13 protein-coding genes and 1 other RNA gene are annotated in these 19203 nt (G+C 41.6%); 8 read left to right on the top strand and 6 right to left on the bottom strand.

Going from position 1 to position 19203, the window contains the following annotated elements:
* Positions 1-42: 42 nt before the first annotated feature.
* Positions 43-1194, bottom strand: a complete 1152-nt coding sequence (locus E0Z06_RS11425; RefSeq protein ID WP_132584775.1) for a patatin-like phospholipase family protein — start codon at positions 1192-1194, stop codon at positions 43-45.
* A 64-nt stretch (positions 1195-1258) separates the two neighbouring features.
* On the opposite strand from E0Z06_RS11425, the gene E0Z06_RS11420 reads away from it, so the two are divergent.
* Positions 1259-2182: a DUF3014 domain-containing protein gene (locus E0Z06_RS11420; RefSeq protein WP_207903084.1), complete on the top strand. Its 924-nt coding sequence runs from the start codon at positions 1259-1261 to the stop codon at positions 2180-2182.
* Positions 2183-2294: 112 nt separating this feature from the next.
* Positions 2295-2391: signal recognition particle sRNA small type (gene ffs / locus E0Z06_RS11415), an RNA gene on the top strand.
* A gap of 151 nt (positions 2392-2542) precedes the next feature.
* Here the strand turns inward: ffs and E0Z06_RS11405 are convergent.
* Entirely contained in the window at positions 2543-2803 is a 261-nt protein-coding gene (locus E0Z06_RS11405; protein WP_132584773.1) for a late competence development ComFB family protein, read from the bottom strand.
* A gap of 143 nt (positions 2804-2946) precedes the next feature.
* Between E0Z06_RS11405 and E0Z06_RS11400 the strand changes: the two genes are divergently transcribed.
* Positions 2947-4044 (top strand): tryptophan 2,3-dioxygenase family protein, encoded by a 1098-nt coding sequence (locus tag E0Z06_RS11400; RefSeq protein WP_132584771.1) that lies wholly within the window; start codon positions 2947-2949, stop codon positions 4042-4044.
* Here E0Z06_RS11400 and E0Z06_RS11395 read toward each other — a convergent pair.
* The 4 genes from E0Z06_RS11395 to dinG are packed head-to-tail and all read right to left on the bottom strand — an operon-like array spanning position 4015 to position 8330.
* The gene (locus E0Z06_RS11395; RefSeq protein WP_132584769.1) at positions 4015-4953 is read right to left on the bottom strand and encodes a histone deacetylase; all 939 of its coding nucleotides are present in this window, start codon (positions 4951-4953) and stop codon (positions 4015-4017) included. The genes E0Z06_RS11400 and E0Z06_RS11395 overlap by 30 nt on opposite strands.
* 4 nt (positions 4954-4957) lie before the next feature.
* Positions 4958-5497: a primosomal replication protein PriC gene (gene priC, locus E0Z06_RS11390; RefSeq protein WP_132584767.1), complete on the bottom strand. Its 540-nt coding sequence runs from the start codon at positions 5495-5497 to the stop codon at positions 4958-4960.
* A complete protein-coding gene (locus tag E0Z06_RS11385) occupies positions 5497-6279 on the bottom strand; it encodes a TSUP family transporter (protein WP_132584765.1) in 783 nt (260 codons plus the stop codon). The genes priC and E0Z06_RS11385 overlap by 1 nt, the downstream gene beginning before the upstream one ends.
* An 11-nt stretch (positions 6280-6290) precedes the next feature.
* Positions 6291-8330: an ATP-dependent DNA helicase DinG gene (dinG, locus tag E0Z06_RS11380; RefSeq protein WP_132584763.1), complete on the bottom strand. Its 2040-nt coding sequence runs from the start codon at positions 8328-8330 to the stop codon at positions 6291-6293.
* A 479-nt stretch (positions 8331-8809) separates the two neighbouring features.
* Here dinG and E0Z06_RS11375 point away from each other — a divergent pair, with 479 nt between their 5' ends.
* The 5 genes from E0Z06_RS11375 to apt all read left to right on the top strand — a co-directional run bounded on the left by E0Z06_RS11375 (position 8810) and on the right by apt (position 19201).
* Positions 8810-11509 carry a TonB-dependent receptor gene (locus E0Z06_RS11375; protein ID WP_132584762.1) on the top strand — a complete coding sequence of 900 codons (2700 nt, stop codon included), beginning with the start codon at positions 8810-8812 and terminating at the stop codon, positions 11507-11509.
* Between the two features lie 118 nt (positions 11510-11627).
* On the top strand, positions 11628-12575 hold the full coding sequence (locus tag E0Z06_RS11370; protein WP_132584760.1) for a class I SAM-dependent methyltransferase: 948 nt from the start codon (positions 11628-11630) through the stop codon (positions 12573-12575).
* A gap of 666 nt (positions 12576-13241) precedes the next feature.
* Positions 13242-16247: a TonB-dependent receptor gene (locus E0Z06_RS11365; RefSeq protein ID WP_132584758.1), complete on the top strand. Its 3006-nt coding sequence runs from the start codon at positions 13242-13244 to the stop codon at positions 16245-16247.
* 81 nt (positions 16248-16328) lie between these two features.
* On the top strand, positions 16329-18293 hold the full coding sequence (locus E0Z06_RS11360; RefSeq protein WP_132584756.1) for a S9 family peptidase: 1965 nt from the start codon (positions 16329-16331) through the stop codon (positions 18291-18293).
* A gap of 359 nt (positions 18294-18652) precedes the next feature.
* On the top strand, positions 18653-19201 hold the full coding sequence (gene apt, locus E0Z06_RS11355; protein ID WP_132584754.1) for an adenine phosphoribosyltransferase: 549 nt from the start codon (positions 18653-18655) through the stop codon (positions 19199-19201).
* Positions 19202-19203: the final 2 nt, after the last annotated feature.

Raw genomic sequence — 19203 nt, 5'->3', positions numbered from 1 at the left:
TATTTAATGACGTTTTGGGTCAAAGCTTTGACGACACCTAAGCTAGTCGTCATTATCTTCGCGCAAAAACTGCATAATGCTGTCCATTTGCGCCATGGCATCGTCATAACCTAGTTGAATTAGCCGCTTGGTGTAGTGCCGTTCAAATAACAGATAACTGGCCAAACTTGAATCTGAATGCTGACGAATACCGGTCATTCTTAGTATGGTGCGCACTGCTATTGGTAAAGACAGAAAATGTTCGCTGGCAATTTGACCAAAATTTTGGCTTGGGTTAATGACAAAGCTTTGCAGCGGCTTTAATTCGGTGGTTACACCGTGTTGGCGCATAGTATTTACGGTAGTATTTACCCGTTGCATACGCTCTAAATCGGAGTTTAGCGAATCAGTAAATACGGTATCTAACAAATGTCCGGCAATAGTTGCCAGATCAGGATGATGTAACATGCGCTGCGCCGGTTCATTTTTTCGTGGATCGGCAACACCAACAATAAAAATTTTATCTGCACCTAAATGAATTGGCGCACTAAGCGGTGCTAGTTGATTTACCGAACCGTCGCCAAAGTATTGCTGGTGAATACGTACCGAAGGAAACACCATTGGTATAGAAGCTGACGCCATTAAATGGTGCACACCTAGCAGTGTCCGCTGACCGCAACGTTTGGCTCTGCGCCACTCTAACGCTTCGTCAGACTGAAAAAAGGTAATAGAGTCGCCATTGTTATAGCAAGATGCAGTAACCGACACACTAGATAAATAACCGCCTAAAATATTGCGATCGATACGTTTTAAATCGAGCACCTTAGTCAGCATTTGTCGCAACGGTTTGTTATCAAATAAGCTAACCGGCTTTTTATTGGCATAATCCGCTTGAAAAGCACTGAACATACCGCGAAATAATTGCCGAAATACGCGAAAGTAATCAGCATAATAAACTTGACTGGTATGAAAGTTACGCCAAATCCATTCTAGTTTTTTCACACCCAAGTGAAAACAGGAAGCATAACATGCCATAGCAACGCCATTCATTGCACCAGCAGAAGTACCGCTAATAATCTGAAATGGTAGTTTACTGCTACGAGGATATTGCTGCGAAATCGCTTTTAATACGCCTACCTGATAAGCTGCTCGGGCACCACCACCTGTTAATAATAGGGCGGTTTTTTTAGTGGGTTTATTATTATGCTCAGACATAAAGAGTTGAACTTTTTCCAGACTACAGGCTCATTGCTTAATATATTGCTGGAATCATCACAGAATGCAACGCTTTATCGTGTTGTGCCGTAAGTTAGTTATCGAGGGTGTTATGACCGAACCAAAGTCGAGTAAACAGCAACAAGTCTATTATTTAGCCATTGCTGCGGTGGTAGTGGTAATACTTATCGCAGTATGGCTGTTGTTTGGTAAAGAACAGGTAGCCGAAGCGCCAGTTAACTTAATGCCGCCAGTTGAAATTGTGCCGCAACCAACTGAGGAGCTTGAGCCTGAACCGTTGCTAGAACCTGATTTAACTGAACCTAAGCCAGATACTGTGGTAAATATCGCTGAGCCCGAAAGTGTTGCAGACGTAGTGAAAGAACCTGAAGTTGATACTATTCTTCCAACTTTAGATGGATCTGACGCTGAAGTAAAAGAGCGCTTACTGGCATTAAATTGGCAGCCGGGATTAGCTGCGCTATTTGTTACAGAAGATATGCTGCGTAACTTTACGGTGCAGGTAGATAATATCGCGCAAGGTCAGCTGGTAAAAGGGTTTCCAGTGCTACAGCCACTTGAAGAAAAGTTCTCTGTTGCAGATAACGCCAAGATGCAGCTAGATGACACCAGCTTTGCTCGTTACACGCCTTATGTACAATTACTGGATAGCGTACCGCCAGAGCAGTTACTTAAGCTATTTAATCGCTATGAGCCATTGTTACAGCAAGCTTATGCTGAACTGGGTTACCCCGATAAATTATTTAAAAGCCGTGTTGTGGACGCAATTGATGAGTTATTAGCAACGCCTGAGCTTGAGTACCCATTAGAGCTTACGCGATCATCGGTGATGTACGAGTTTGCTGATCCAGCAATTGAACAATTACCGGCCGCACAAAAACAGCTGCTACGTTTAGGGCCAGCTCACCAGAAAACCGTTAAAAAGCGCTTGCAGCAATATAAAACCTTGTTACTGAAACCACTTTAAATGGGTACTTGGTTTAAATTGGCAATAAATCAGGCGGTATCGGGCTTGCAACAGCCTAAGCTTTTTAGCATAATGCGCGCCTGCTGAGCATTCAGCAGTTCAATGGTAACTCCATTGGTCCTCTCGCAATACTAGTAGGCGAACCTGGTCAGGTCCGGAAGGAAGCAGCCACAGTTTATGATGTATGTGCCGGGATGTGGCTGGTGGGGTTGCCACCCAAACCCCGCTTATGCTCGATGTCTTTTTTCACAATATCTAAAGCTTGCAAAATAGTATCGTTGTCAATTTGTTGTTGTTCAAACAACATAATCAAATCGACCGCCAACTTTATATGCGCTGGCGCTTGTTCTAGTTTAACGCTCACTCATTACCATCCAAAAACTGTCTGGCTCTGGTTACTGCTTCTTGTACCTTCATTTGCATTTCATAACGTTCACTTTGTGGTAAATAAAACGCCATATCTACTTCGTATCTAATGTATCGAGGCGGCAATAGGTTAAGAGAAATACAGCATAAATCGGCTAGGTATTCAGCGTCTTTATCTTGGTCTAAACCTAATTCAACAATATGCTCTAACGTCAACTTTTCGTAATAATTGTGTATATCGTTGTCCAGTGTCATAGCAACCTCATGCTGTTAATGTCTATAGCAGAGCATAATCAGCTTTGGCTTAAAACACCACTGAAAGATTGAGTTACGCCAAGTGGCTGTTACAATGTTTACAAACTGATATGCGTTTATAAAATAATAATAGAAGAACCTTCATGCAAAAAAATACCACACCTTGTTATTACGGCGATTACTTACAACTAGATAAGGTGCTAACCGCACAAGCACCAGAAAGCGCAAAGTATGGCAATGAAGCCCATGACGAAACCCTGTTTATTATTGTGCATCAGGTTTACGAGCTATGGTTTAAGCAAATTTTACACGAGTTAAAAGCGGTAATTGAGGTGTTTGCTGCTGAAGAAGTGAAAGATCAGCAATTAACCGGCGTATTGCATAAGCTTAAGCGTATTATCACCATTCAAAAATTGCTAAATCAGCAAATTAGCGTAATAGAAACCATGACGCCGCAAGACTTTATGTCGTTTCGCGATTATTTGGTGCCTGCGTCAGGCTTTCAAAGTATTCAGTTTAAAATGTTAGAGATTGGCTTAGGTTTAAAAAGCGATTTTCGCATCGACTTTGACAAAAACTCATTTTACAGCCGATTAAATGATAAAGACCGTGAGTTTTTACAACAACTAGAGCACCAACCTAGCTTATTTGAGCGGGTTGAAAAGTGGCTCGAACGCATGCCATTTTTAGAGCTGGAAAAATTTAGCTTTTGGCAAATGTACCGCGAAGCAACACAAAGCATGCTGGCTGAAGATAAAACTACGGTTCAGGCAATAGTACAAATGAGCGAGCAAGACCGGCAACAACAATTAGCCGAAATTGAGCGTACTGCCGACAAGTTTGCGGCATTATTAGATAATGAAAAATACCAACAATTACAGCAAGCAGGCAGTTTTCGCCTAAGCCAGCGTGCCATGTTGTCGGCATTGTTTATTACGCTGTATCAGGAAGAGCCGGTATTTAATTTACCGTTCCAACTATTAACCTGCTTAACTGAAATTGATGAACTGCTAACCATCTGGCGCTATAAGCACGCCATGATGGTGCAACGTATGCTGGGTACGAAAATAGGCACCGGTGGCTCATCTGGCCATGATTACCTAAAGCGTACGACAGAGAAAAACCGTATTTTTACCGATTTATTTCATATGGCCACGTTCTTATTGCCTAAGGCAGATTTACCGGCACTGCCGCCAGAAATTAAACGCCGTTTAGGTTTCTATTTCGCTGGCGAAATGTGAGCCTAATAGCGTAAACGCCGCCTTAAAAAGTTGTAAATGTAGGTGCACTAGCGCATCAACATTGCGTTGGTAGCCGCCACCAATAACAGCGGCTACCGGAATAGCGCGCTCAACACAGCTTTGCAGCACCAGCAGGTCTCGTTGATACAGCGCTGGCGTAGAAATAGTTAATAAACCAAGTTCATCATGCTGGTGAATATCAACGCCGGCATCATAAATAACCAGATCAGGCTTATGCCAGTTAAGTAAGCTGTATAGGCTTTGTTGTACGCTATCTAGGTATTCTGTATCGGTGCACTCTTTGGCTAAGCCTAGATCCCAATCAGAACGTTGCTTGCGATACGGGAAATTTTTTTCGCAGTGTATCGAACAGCTAATAATACCAGGCTCATCAGCCAACATTACAGCACTACCGTCACCTTGATGTACGTCTAAATCAACTAGTAAAATTTTATCGACACCGTGGTTTAGCATGGTTTTTGCGGTAAAGACAAGATCATTAAATAAACAAAAACCAGAGCCTTCTGCGTAAAACGCATGGTGATAGCCGCCACTTAAATGTAAGGCGATGCCACTGTGTAATGCGGCTTGGGCTGTTTGTAAGGTGCCGCCTAATGAATGTAACGAACGTTCAAATAGCTCGGCTGACCAAGGAAAACCTATACGGCGCATCGCTTTGGCATCGATGCTGCCATCTTGCAGGCTTTGAATATACGCAGGGCAGTGTACCTGGGCCAATTGTGCTGTATTAACCGCTATCGACTCTGTAAATGCACTAGGCGGCACGCCAATATCAAGCAAGCTTTGGTATAGCCTACGGTATTTAGTAATGGGATAGCGGTGACGCTCTGGTAACTGAAGGTCGCTATAGCAAGGGTGATACAGCATAGCTGGTAGGGCTTGCGGCATAATCTTAGTTTCGTTGCTCTAAATCTTGAATTTGTAGCTCAATATCGGTTAACGCTTTACGACAACGGCCTAGCCTAGCATGCAGCGCTAAACTGCGTTGTATCGCATCTGCCGAGTTATCGCGATTAGCCAGACTTATCATGTCTAATAACCGTCGCTCAAACTCTTGGGTATCGCTAAGTTGCTGATAAAGCTGTTGGCTAGTAGCGCTAAGCTGTTGTACTGCGGCCTTTACTTTTACGGCTTTAGCCGCCGGTTTGTGCCTAGTATCGACATTACGAAAGGCACGGGTTAGCGCGCTGGTTTGCTCACTTAAGCGTTGCACTAAACGTTGTTTGGTGGCACTAGAGAGGTTGTTTGTTTGTAAATGCTGTAAGTGTCGCTGCGCTTCAAGTACGTAGTCGGTTAAATGCGGTGAGCGACAGCTAAACACCGAGCTGTCGAACCAGTTTTGTGGTTTACCATAACTGGGTTGTTGATCAATTTGTTCCGCTTGCTGTTTAAGCTGCTGTAATTGATGCGCCAAGGTGCCCAGTAAATCCATTAGTTACTCCAAGCTTGCCAAGCTAAGCGCAGGGCGATGGCAATAACCACAGTAATAAACATCGGGCGAATAAAACGGCTACCAAATTTAATGGCCGAATGCGCACCCAACCAAGCACCCAGCATAAGGCACAAGCCCATGGCAATACCCAGCGCAAAGTTAACATGACCAAGGGCAATAAATGCCACTAATGAAAAGCCATTGCTAATAAAGTTCATGGTGCGCGCTACACCGCAGGTTAGTAGCAAGTTTATCCGATACATAGCCATGGTTGATACCATCCAAAAGGCACCGGCACCTGGCCCAGCAATACCATCATAAAACCCCAATACTAAACCCTGGCCGCGTTGTTGCCAAAACAGCTTATTATTTTGCTCCGGTAATTGCAGCCGGTCATCAGGTTGCATGCGGTTAAATAAGGTATAAATTGCCGCCAGCAAAATAAGAATAGGCAATATTTTTTCGAGAGCTTCTTTACTAATAAGATCGACAACAAGGGTGCCCAGTACGGCGCCAATAGCAGTATAAACTAAGCTACGTCGCCAAAAAGTGGGGTTAAATAGTTTTTTACGATAATAGGTTACCGACGCCGTGAGCGAGCCAAAGGTAGCTGCCAGTTTATTAGTACCTAGCACCACATGGGGTGGTAAACCGGCAGTAAGTAATGCTGGTACAGTAAGTAAACCACCGCCACCGGCAACGGCGTCAATAAAGCCAGCAATAAAAGCAACGGTGCAGAGGATCAGCAATACTGAGGGTTCTACGGCTAATTCAGCAAACAAGGCATGTCCTGTTAATACTCTATGTTACGACTAAACGGCGGCAGCGCATTTAACATAGCGCTACCATATGATTTGCTGACTAGGCGTCGGTCCAGAATAACTATCCTGCCTTTGTCCTGTTCTTGGCGCAATAGTCTACCACAAGCTTGTACCAGTTTTTTTGCCGTCGCAGGAATAGTCAGTTGTATAAAGGGGTTGCCGCCTTTGCGCGTAATGGCTTCGGCTAAAGCTTCTTCTAATGGCGAGGTTGGCACGGCAAACGGCAGTTTGGTAATAACCAAATTAGTTAATAACTTACCGGGTAAATCTAAACCCTCAGAAAAACTTTGCGTACCAAATAAAATACTACGGTTGTTGTGTTTGCAATTATCACTATGCAGTTGCAATAGAGCTTGGCGTGAAGCTTCGCCCTGTACTAACAATGAAAAACCTTTGCTACGCAGTGCTTCGGCTACTTGCTGCATTTGCCAATATGAGGCAAATAACACTAAGCTAGCTTGATCATCTGGCAAAAATTTAGGCAATAATAATACTAGCTCGTCGGTATAAGCTTGCTCTGTCGGCTCGGTTTTCATTTTTGGAATAATCAGCTGACCTTGCTGCGGATAATCAAACGGTGACGATACTTGCAGCGTTTGTACGCCTTCAAATTGGCTTAGCCCTAGATCGTACTTAATATACTGAAACGAATTAAGCGCAGTAAGCGTAGCAGAACACAAAATAACGGCAAAAGCGTCGCTAAATAGCAGCTGTTCTAGTTTATTTGCCACACCAAGCGGGCAGGCATGGCCAATGACATATTGGTTTTGATTATTTAACTCAACCCAGCGTGCTTGATAGACATTTTTTTGCTGCTCCATCGCATACAGTTGCCATAACGCTTGCTGTTGTTCGATTTTTTGCCGCAAGTAACCTAGCTCTTGTAATAAGTTTAAACTTTGCTTTAGTGGCAGTTGCTGCTCTGTTATGCAGTCTTGCAAGTGTTGCTGCACTTTATCTAACTGGTTTAGCGCTTTTTGACTTACCTGAGCAAGCTGTTCGGCTTGTTGCTGTATTAGGCTAGGCAAGGCGGCGTCAGCAAAGCGATATTCAGTTTTATCGCCAAACCAGCGCGGCTTAAATTCATTAATGCAGCGCTCTATGGGTTTTAATAAACTATTTAACTCGTTGCAACTATCGTCAAAGCGCAGCAGTTCTTTCATTACCGTTGCCGGTAACAAAGTAATCAGTTGTTGAATAGTTTTTGCCGCTTTTTCTAACCACACACTGTTGTGGCTTAACTGCGCTTGAGCGGCAAAGTAATCACGGGCAATGTCGGGCAAATGATGCGCTTCGTCAATAACATAAAGAGTTTCTTCAGGTGGTGGCAAAATACTATTGCCGCTAGCTAAATCGGCCAGTAGCAAGGCATGGTTTACTACTAATACATCAGCAGTGGCTATTTCTGCACGTGCGAGATGAAAAGGGCAGGTAGCATGGCGTCGATCACCTTTATGGCAATGCATAGGGTCGGCCACAATGCGTTGCCACATATCCTCGGCTAAAGGCGAGCTAAGCGTGTCTCTGTCGCCAAGCCACTGTCTTTGTTGCCATTTATCTAGCAGTTGTTGCCAGTCAAATGCCGCATCTTGCACTGTAGCAAATAATTCTGGGTGCTTTTGCTGCTGGCGTAAACGCTCAATGCAAGCATAACGTTGCCTGCCTTTTACTAAGCTAAATTCAAAGTTAAGTTTGCTGTGTTGCTGAAAAAACGGCAGATCTTTATTTACCAACTGCTCTTGCAGCGCCACCGTTGCAGTAGCAATAACCACCTTTTTTTTCTGCGCTAGCGCATACGGAATAACCGCCAACATATAGGCCAACGATTTACCGGTACCCGTACCTGCTTCAATTAAGCCAATACGCTCACGACGATGATAAGTACCCGAAATAATTTTCGCAATTTCCGCCACCAACTGATTTTGCCCCGCCCGCGCTTGGTAATTAGGTAGCGAAGTTTTTAAGCGTGTATGTATCGCACGAATTTGGCTTTTTAGCTGGTCAGTTAGCATAATTAATGTGTATTTATATACAGTTATTTGATTGTATACAGAATTACCGCGATAGGCAAAAGCAACAAATTCGGAATAAACGCCCAATGGAGCACATAACACACATTTAAAAATAGCTAGAAAATGTAATTAAATCTTTACGCATAATGTAGTTAAAATAAATTCGCTACGGCATATAAGAACATAAACAATGAAAGTTATTTTAAGTTTTTGAAAAAAATCATTAATTGTTTTTGTGTGTGTTTTTAAAATTTGAAAATTCAAAGCTTAATTCGAAAATGTGACTGTTATTTTGTAAGGCGACAACGAGATTTGAAAATTGTTCCAACAAAGCTGTTGACCCTGCTGAAAGCTTGAGTTTATTATCAGGGTCGACAGTTCGGAGGTTTTCCGAGTTGAGCGGAGTGCCAGGCGCGATAAAAATATTGGCAACGATTAAAAAATAGAACCGCTAACTACAGTGGTCCAGGGAGAAATACATGTATACGAATAATAAATTAAGCAAAGCGGTACGTTTAGCTATTGCTTTTACTGCTGCGTCAGCTACAGCATTTACAGCTTCTGTAAATGCTGCTGAAGAAGACGAAGCTGCTAAAGTAGAACGGATTGAGGTTACCGGTTCGCGTATCAAGCGTACTGATTTAGAACAATCTGTACCTGTTACTGTAATTGACCGTGCGGCGATTGACTTTTCAGGCCAAACGTCAGTATCTGATTTAATTCGCAACACAACTTTTAACTCAGCGGGTTCTTTCCGTCCTCAATCAGGTAGCTCTGCACAAGGTGTATCAAGTGTTGATTTACGTGGTTTAGGTTCTGAGCGTTCATTAATTTTAGTTGACGGTCGCCGCTTACCCAAATCACCATCTACCGGTAGCTCGCAGGATTTAAACTCGATCCCTATGGCGGCAGTAGAGCGTATCGAAATATTATCTGATGGTGCATCAGCAGTATATGGTTCAGATGCTATCGCCGGTGTAATTAACATTATTACACGCAAAGATTTTAATGGTGTTGAATTCCGTGTGGGTAAATCTACCGTTAGTTTACCGAATGAAGGCGGTGATCGTGAGGAAGGTTCAGCTGTGTTTGGTTCTAGTAGCGACAATGCCAGCGTAGTAGGTGGTGTATCATGGAACAGCCGTGACATCATATATGAAAACGCTTATGACTGGGTACAACCAGGTGGCTCAAGCTTTGGCGTTAACTATTTAAGTCCTACTGGTTATAAATCAGTCATTTCTCAAGCCGAGTGTGATAGCCTAGAAAACTTCTTTTACACTGGCGCTGCTGGTGCGGGTTCTTGTTTATATAACTTTAACGCAACCAATGCTAACGAAGCCTCTACCGGTAACCAATCTGGGTTTTTAAAAGCCGAATATAATATTAATGATGACTGGAAAATTTTCTCGCATACCTTAATATCAAAAACTAAATCTTTTGGCCGCTATGCGCCATCATTAAACGATGCCGGTGATGCAGCGTTTATGTCAGATGATAGCCCCAATAACCCTTTTAACATTGCTAGCCCCTTCTACAATGCAAGTTTTGCAGCAGGATTCCAAGATAAAAGAGATAAGGCTTTAGCGAAGCATATAGCAGATGGTAATTCTCCAGAATCTTTTAATCCAGAATTAGTACAATTCCGTCACCGTTTTGCCGCGTTAGGCAACCGTGACAACCAAGTAGACAACTGGTCAACTGACTTTTTAGTTGGTGTAGAAGGTACTATTGGTAGTGTTATTGTTGATTTTGGTGTACGTAAAAATAAAACTAAAACTTACGAAATTGGCCGTGGTTACTTAATGGGGTCTAACGCTCGTACCGCTGTAGATAGCGGTGCTTACATGTTAAATGATCCTTTTGGTACGCGTTTTACTACGGATGCTGAAAAGAGCGCATATCAAGAAACAATAAAAGGCTTAAACGTAACTACGTCACGTATTGGTACGTTTGATCAAGAAGAAGTATTCGGTTCTGCGTCTTTTGATGTGGCGGAAACCGATGCGGGCGCTATTCAAATGATCGTTGGTGCTGAATACCGTAAAGAAGACTACTCAGATACCTATGACTCATTGTCAGAGGCTGGTCAAGTAGGTGGTTCAGCAGGTAACAGCGCTGGCGGTGGGCGTAACCTTAAAAGTGGTTTCGTGGAAGCATTAATTCCAGTAATGGATGGTTTAGAGTTCTCATTAGCTGGTCGTTATGATAAATATTCTGATTACGGTAGTGATTTTTCACCAAAAGTATCAGTACGTTATGAGCCAATGGACGGTTTAGTATTCCGAGGTTCTTACGGTGAAGGTTTCCGTGCACCAACGCTTGATATCTTAACTCAAGCACCAGCACCAGATAACCCAAGTGTATCTGATGATCCTTCATGCCTGAACTTAGGTTTAGCCGCAGGTTGTGATGTACAAGTAAGTGCCATTACATTAGCTAACTCAGAAATTAACTCAGAAACTTCTAAGCAGATATCTTTGGGTTTAGCATATCAACCAGTTGAGTGGTTAAGTGTTTCTGCAGATTATTATGATATTAAGATTGATAATCTAATCCGTTTCTTTGGTGCTAATACTATATTAGATCGCGAACAATCGGGTGACCCAATTCCAGCTGGTTTAGGTGTAGCTCGTTTACCAAACGGCGGTATTGATTTAATCACGCAAGGTTATGCTAACGAAGGTAATTGGCAGATCACGGGGCTAGATTTTAACGTAGCGACTAATTTTGATTTTGGCGCTGCGGGTCGGTTGAAGCAAAATTTACAATTCGGTCATCGCTTCAGTAGCGAATTTGATGGTGGTCGTAACGTAATTAATGACATGGGTGATCCACGTCAACGCGCGTCGTTATCGAACGTCTATGTTTGGGAAAACGTTGATGTTTCATGGAATATCAACATGGTAGGCTCACAGTTTGAAGATACGGATCAAGTGTTAGATGCAAATGGTAATCCAACCGGTCAAGTTTCTCGTACCGGCCACGTTGGTACATGGGTAACGCACGATATGCAAATTAGCTACACATTGCCTACCAATACAAAAATCTCTATTGGTGCGCAAAATATCTTTGAAAAAGAACCTCAGTTGATAGGTTATGATGGTCGTAACTATAACTTCAACTTATATGATGCTTACGGACGTATTGCTTATATCCGTTTATCACAGTCTTTTTAAGGCTTAGATAAAACTTCGGTTGCACCCAGCTATTGCTTAGGTGAGCCCTGGTTAATCTTTAAAAAGGCGGGTATTTACCCGCCTTTTTTATATTTTGAAAACGAGAAAAGTGTTAAAGATGCAACATTGGAATTCGTATTGGAACAATACAAAAACGTTAAATAGTTTTGCCGAAAGTTATCATCAGCAAGGCTATAGCGGCGATATAGCCTTATTTTGGCATGATATATTTGAGTCTTTTGCTAATAATACGGCGATTTTGGATATAGCAACCGGCAACGGTGGCTTAGCCGTACTAGCGCAACAATACAACACGAGCTATAAACTTATTGCAACAGATGCCGCAGACATTAATCCGCTTGCTTTATTTGGTGTTCTTGATGATTGTTATAACGCCTTACAGCAAATTCAATTTATCGGTAATATGCCAACAGAGCACTTAGCGTTTAGTGATGGCAGTTTTGATTTAGTGATAAGTCAATTTGGTTTTGAATATGCGCCGTTAACAACCGCTTTAGAACAAATACACCGAGTGTTAAAATATAATGGTCAGTTTATAGCGTTGGTGCATAGTAGCCGCTCTTTTATCACACAAGATTGCATAGCTGGTATTACGGTATTGCATCAATTACTTTATGAGAACGGTTTAATAGAGCAGCTATCGCTGTATGCGCATATATGCCAATCACTGAGTAACATTAAGGAACCAACAACTCATCAACTGCAGCAACTTACTGAGCATAATAAAGCGCTGTTAGAAACGTTTAAGCAAACTCAACTGCGATTCACAGAGGAAAACCAACAAGACTGGTTTAATTTAATTGCTAAAGATTTAGTTGAATTAATTATGCAATCGCAAAGTTTGACTGTAGCTAAAGTAGAGAGAATTAAGCAGGATTTACAGTATTTTTTACAGCGAATCAAAGAGCAAATAGCTAGCGCTTGGACTGAACAACAAGCGGAAAAAGTTAAAGAGCTTTGTTTGCTCAACTGGAATAAGGTGAGTTTGCAACCACTACAGATTCAAGAGGGTATTTTATGTTGGATATTACGATTAGAAAAATAATAACTTAAAAAACATTTATGCGGTGAGGTCAGTAGCGCTTTATGGAAGATATTTTCTATACTTTAGCTTAACATTTAATGCGTGATTATGGTCGAGTGCCATTAGTATTGAAGTAATATGGTAGGTATAGGCATACTTTCAACTTTTTATAGATTTCCCTATTTATCTTGATGACTATTAACGTATTAAAAAGTAAGTGTATTTGTTATTTTTAACACGAATATTATCCTATCAAGCCTTGTGCATACCCGCATAACTGCTTTTACAGGGCGTGTGAATAATATAAACACAAAATAGAACTTAATTTAAATCTTCTGATTTCCTCTATTTTTTCAATAATAGTGCAGTTACAGCTGACTAGTAAAAGAGCTTTAAAAACAATAATTTGAATTTGTATTTATAAACTTTTCTTCGCTAAACATATACTGACTGTAAGTTTAAATGTCCAAAGTTGGATGTGTTTTATTAAGTTTTTAAATTGTTTACCATTTGCGTGCTTTCTCTTCTCTTGACCCCAAACAGCAGCTGTGGTTATTATTGAGCAGCTTTAGCGTTTAAGGTATGGCCAGGAGCTAAAGTTTGTAAAAAAATCAGCGACTAAATATATTAGTAAGTTGACATAAAAATAATAGAATCACTAGATACAGTGGTCCAGGGAGATAAAGAATGTATAACACTAACCAAATTAGCAAAGCTGTGCGCAATGCTTTGCTTTTCGGTACGGCAGCTGTTTTTAGCTCAGCTGTTTTTGCACAAGATGCAACAAACGAAAAAGATGTAGAAGCAAAAGAAAAACAACCAGAGCGTATTATAGTAACCGGCTCACGTATTCGTACCGATGGTTTTGATTCTGCAGTTCCAGTTGAAATTATTAGCGCAGACATCGCGAACACCCAAGGTTTAGCAACATTAGGTGATTTATTACGTACCTCTACTGTTGCATCAGGTTCTAACCAGTTAACGTCAGCATTAACTGTTGGTTATGTTACTGCAGGTGGTGCTGGTAACGAATCAATCTCTATGCGTGGTTTAGGCTCTAACCGTACGCTTATCTTATTAAACGGCCGTCGTGCGGGTCCTGCCGGTACGCGTGGTCAGGTTAACGCTTTTGACTTAAATAGCTTACCGGTATCGTTAATTGAACGTGTTGAAATATTAAAAGATGGTGCATCTTCACTTTATGGTTCTGATGCGGTTGCTGGTGTTATTAACATCATCACAAAAAAAGGTGATGACTCATCTGTCAACGTAAGCAGAAGTCAGCCGTTTGATTCTGGTGGTGAGAACTTCCGCGCTGATATAACTTTTGGTAAAACCTTTGATAAAGGTTCTATACGTGTAATGGCTGACTATAAACTACAAGAGGAATTAGCGCGCGGCGATCGTGATTACTTCGCTTGTAAAGAACGGGTATTATTCGATACGGTTACTGGCGAACGTGGTGACCCTATCGACCCACGTACGGGTTCTTATCACTGTGCTGATACTCAGTCAGGTATTTGGGTATATGAACATAGTAAAGCCAACATGCCGACCGGCAACTTTTTGCCAGGCATGAAAGCTCAGTATGATTTTGGAGGCGTATTAGCAGGTGTTGGTGCTCGTCCAATGCCGCCAGCTACTGGCCCTAATGGTATTACATTGCCATCTAATTGGTATCCGGTTTCTTATGACCGTGAGTCAGATGCTATCGCAAATACCGATCATCGTTTCCAAGATTTACAATCGTTTACTCCAGAAACTGAAGTAATGACTGCCTATATGCAAGGTGACTATAACTTAACAGATGATGTTCGTTTGTTTGGTGACGTTATGCATAGCCGCCGTTCAACAGAAATTAATAGCTTTCGCCAATTTTGGAATGCTGATGTCCGCATTTTAGGTGCAGGTGTTGTTGGTGAAAATAGATACAACCAAGGCTGGGGCGGTGCGTCATCATTAATGGCTGTTGCTATGACTGACTGGACTGGTTCAGAGACAGATATTAATTACACGCGTTACGTATTAGGTGCTGAGGGTAGTGTTGGCGATTGGGATTGGGAAGTTTCATACCAAAACAGTTACAACAAAGGTGTCTATAAAAACAAAATTATTTACCAAGACTCTATGGATTTAGCTCAGTCGTTATTGCCAACAGTAGCTAACCCAGCTGGCGGCGAATGTAACGGCCAAGTAACGCCAATCTCTGGTAAAACCTGTGTTGACATTAATTGGTTAGACCCAGACTTTAACGATGGTAACCTAACTCCAGCAGAGCGTAACTTTTTATTCGGTTGGGACCGCGGTCAAACCACTTACCGTCAATCTACTTTAGAAGCGGTTGTTTCTGGTGATTTAATGCAATTGCCTGCTGGTTCTGTTGGTACCGCGTTTGGTGTTCAGTTACAGCACGATGAGTTAAATGACGTGCCAGGTGAACAAACCCTATATGGTAACTTGTGGGGCTCTTCAAGCTCAGGTATTACTGCGGGTAAGCAAACTACTAAAGCCGTGTTTGCTGAGGTGCAAATTCCACTATTAGCGGATGTGATGTTTGCTAAACAGTTAGACCTTACTGTTTCTGGTCGTTGGACTGATGTTGATACCTACGGTAGCGACACAACGTATAAAGTTGGCTTGAACTGGGATATTGCTGCAGGTTTCCGTGTTCGCGCGTCACGTGGTACGTCGTTCCGTTCACCAGCATTATTTGAGTTATATTTGGGCAATCAAAGCGGTTTCATTGGTCAAAGTGCTGCCGATCCATGTTTGAACTGGTCAGGTAAGGAAGCAGACGGCACTATTGATAATCGTGTGCTAGCTAACTGTAAAGCTGATGGTGTGCCAGCTGACTATACTTCTGGCGGTTCATCAGCAACCTCATACACTAGTGGTGGTGCAGGTACGTTAAAAGCTGAAACCTCAACTGCAGAAACCTTAGGCTTAGTTTGGACAAGCGAAGACAATAACTTAGGCGCGTCGGTTGATTATTATAAATATGTAATTAACGGCCAAATTTCTTCGGTTTCGGGTTCTAGCATTACCTCTAACTGTTACCGTTCAGAGAATTTTGCAAACGAACCGCTTTGTAACCAGTTTACTCGCCGCGACGGTACTAACGGCGACTACGGTATTGATGAAATTCGTGGTGGTTACTTAAACGTTGCTAAGCAAGAAATGAGCGGTATCGATTTAAGTGTTAACTATAGCTTCGATACTTCATTTGGTAAGGTTGGTTTAGACTATAAACACAATATTCAAACTAACCAAATGTATCAGTTGTTCGAAACAAGTGAACCAGGTCGTTACATTGGTGATATTGGCCAACCTAAACATTCTGGTACAGCCCGTATGACATTAAACAATGATGGCTGGCGTTATAGCTGGGCCACGTATATCACTGGTAAAGGTGATGAATCTAAATACTACGACTATGACACTACTACGTCGTACCGCGGAGTTGTTTATGACTTCGTTGCAACTACACCAACCTACATTACACATACTGCATCAGTAGCAACAACATTTGATGGCGGTTTTGATGTAACTTTAGGTGTAGCTAACGTATTTGGTAAAGAACCGCCAATCGTTAGTGCTGCCGCTGGTTTATACCAAGCAGGTTACTCTGCGCTATACTCGCAGTATGATTCAATTGGCCGCCGTGTATTTTTAAATATGACTTATAACTTCTAAGAATATTTAATGTAATGTTGCTTAGTTTAATGTAATGTAATAAGGCCCTTTTTAGGGCTTTATTTTTTTGGAGATAGGGATATGTTTATTCGTACGTTAACTTTGCTGTGCTTAATTACTGCAAGCACTTATATTTTCGCAGAAACAAAGACAGCTGAAGTTATATCGTTAGAGAATTTTGCTAAAAAATACCAGTTCCTTGATATTAAAATTTCGCCAACGGGACAGTTTATAGCGGCAACGTCGCAAGAAGATTCAGGAAATGTGTCGTTAACGGTAATTGAAATTGCTACCAATAAAGTACTTTCGAATCAGTATTTAAAAGACAAAGATACGATTAGAAACTTTTATTGGGCAAATGATGATCGCATAGTGTTTGAGGTGGCTCGATTAGCTGGTGCTTTAGATATGCCCGCTTATGCTGGAGAGCTTTTTGCAGTAAATGCTGACGGTACTAAGCCTATTACCCTAACTGGCCCAAGAGCCAAAAATAAAGAATACTCTTTTTCATCTATATCGCATTTATTACCAGATGATAAAGATTATATTTTAGTAAATAGTAGTCCTTATAGTCGGCAGTCGCCTTATATGCACTTGCGCCGTTTGAATATTTATAATGGTAGGGTAACACCCGTTACTAAGATGCCAATTAAATCATCAAACGAAAGTGCGGCCAGTTTAATTTTAGATAACAATGGCGATGCTCGTATTGTTATTGGTTCTAACCCTGAAAACGATCAGGAACTTATATTACTTTATCGTGATACGGCAAAAAATGAATGGAGAGAGTTAAGTAAAGCCCCATTAGAAGGACGTTTTTTTACGCCGTATGCATTTTTAGCGGATAATAAAACGGTAGTAGGTATAAGCAATACGGAAACAGAAACTAATGCAGTAACACTTTACGATACGACAACCATGCAACAAAAGGTAATTGCCGAGCATCCATCTGTAGATTTAATGCCGGTATTTAACTTGGTTAAAGGTGTGCCGGATAAGGTTATAGGTGCGGCTTATAACTATGAAAAAAATGACGTTATTATTTTTGATGATGCAAAAGATAGCTTTTCTACAATATATCGTTCATTGATGGCAACTTTTCCCTCGCGTGATGTTTCAATTTCCTCCGTCACTAAAGATGAGAAATTGATGGTTGTCACTGTATCAGGTCAAGATGGTGGTAAAGAGTTCTATATTTACAATGCGCCAGAGAAAAAACTGTCGTACTTGCTTAATGCTGCGCCGTGGTTAAATAAAGATTTAATGCCGGACACGACAGGTATTGTTTACAAGAGTCGTGATGGTTTATCTATACATGCAGTATTAACCTTACCAAAAAATGCCGACGCAAAAAATCTGCCATTAATTATGCTACCTCACGGTGGCCCGCACGGTATTCGAGATGACGTTGGCTATTCGCGTGATGCAAAAGTGCTTGCTAGTCGCGGTTATGCTGTACTACAGCCTAACTTCCGTGGTTCTGGTGGTTTTGGTATGAAATTCTTGCAATCTGGGTACCGCAATTGGGGTACAACAATGATTAACGATATGACAGATGGTGTCTTACATTTGGCAGAGCAAGGTATCATCAACAAAGATCGCGTATGTACTTACGGCGGTTCTTATGGTGGCTATGCGGCTTTAATGAGCGCGGTAAGAGAGCCTGATTTATATAAGTGTGTAGTCGGTTTTGTTGGCGTTTATGACTTAAACCTAATGTTTACAGATGGTGATATTCAAGAACGTGAATCTGGTGTGCGTTATTTAGAAAAAGTACTTGGTACAGATAAAGCACAATTAGATATGAATTCGCCGCTGAAACAATTAGATAAATTAAAAGCCCCGGTGTTTATTATCCATGGCGGCGAAGATAAACGGGTACCAATAATACATGCATATAAGTTAAAAGAAGAGCTTGAGAAGCGAAACCATCCTTATGAGTGGATGGTGAAAGAGAAAGAAGGTCATGGTTTTTATAAGCCAGAAAATAACGTAGAGCGTTGGCAGAAGATGCTTACTTTCTTCGATAAATATATTGGCCACTAAGTTTAGTGTATGTATTTATCACTGAATATCATCTGTAGTTGATGAGTTTCCAAAAGGCCTGCTTGCGGGCCTTTTGTTATAAAAGTGTACCTATGCCTTTCCAAACCCCACAAAATTCATTACCATTAGCTTATTAAATTCGCTGATAACGGAAGAGTAGTGCAATGACTGACGAAAATTTCAAAGACTCGTTTAATCTATGGCAGTTTTTAGCCTTGGTTGGCGCATTTGTCGCTTTATTATGCTTGGCACCAATTATCGGTTGGTTTCAAGCTTTATCCTAATGCACTGCATAATATTAAGGCCGCCTAAGGGCGGCTTTTTTGTCCCACTCGGGACGTTTAATAAAGGTTTTTGATATGGACAAGCAAGCATTAGCGCTTGAGTTGAAACAGGTTATTAAGACGGTTATTGACTACCCAAAACCGGGTATTGTCTTTCGTGATGTAACTAGTTTGATGCAAGATGGCCCAAGTTTCAAAAAAGTTATTGATGCCTTTTATCAGCTATACAGCGGTAAAGGTTTTACCAAAATTGTCGGTACTGAGTCACGTGGTTTTATCTTTGGTGCGCCATTGGCGTATGCAATGGGTATTTCTTTTGTGCCAGTACGCAAGCCAGGCAAGCTGCCGCGTCAGCGTATTTCGCAAAGTTACCAGCTAGAATATGGCGAAGACGCATTAGAACTGCACGCCGATGCTATTAGTGCTGGTGATAAAGTTTTATTGGTTGACGATTTATTAGCTACTGGTGGCACTATTGATGCGACAGCCAAACTCGTTAGGCAGCTGGGTGGTATTGTTGATGATGCTGCCTTTGTTATTGCGCTGCCAGATTTAGGTGGTGTTAAAAGGTTGGAGCTGGCGGGGCTAAATATTCTTAGCCTGGTTGAGTATAGTGGCGATTAAGT

The sequence above is a fragment of the Rheinheimera sp. D18 genome (assembly GCF_004345025.1).
Classification (GTDB): domain Bacteria; phylum Pseudomonadota; class Gammaproteobacteria; order Enterobacterales; family Alteromonadaceae; genus Alishewanella; species Alishewanella metallidurans.
Note: the sequence above shows the minus strand (reverse complement) of the source record. Positions and strands in the feature narration are given on the sequence as shown.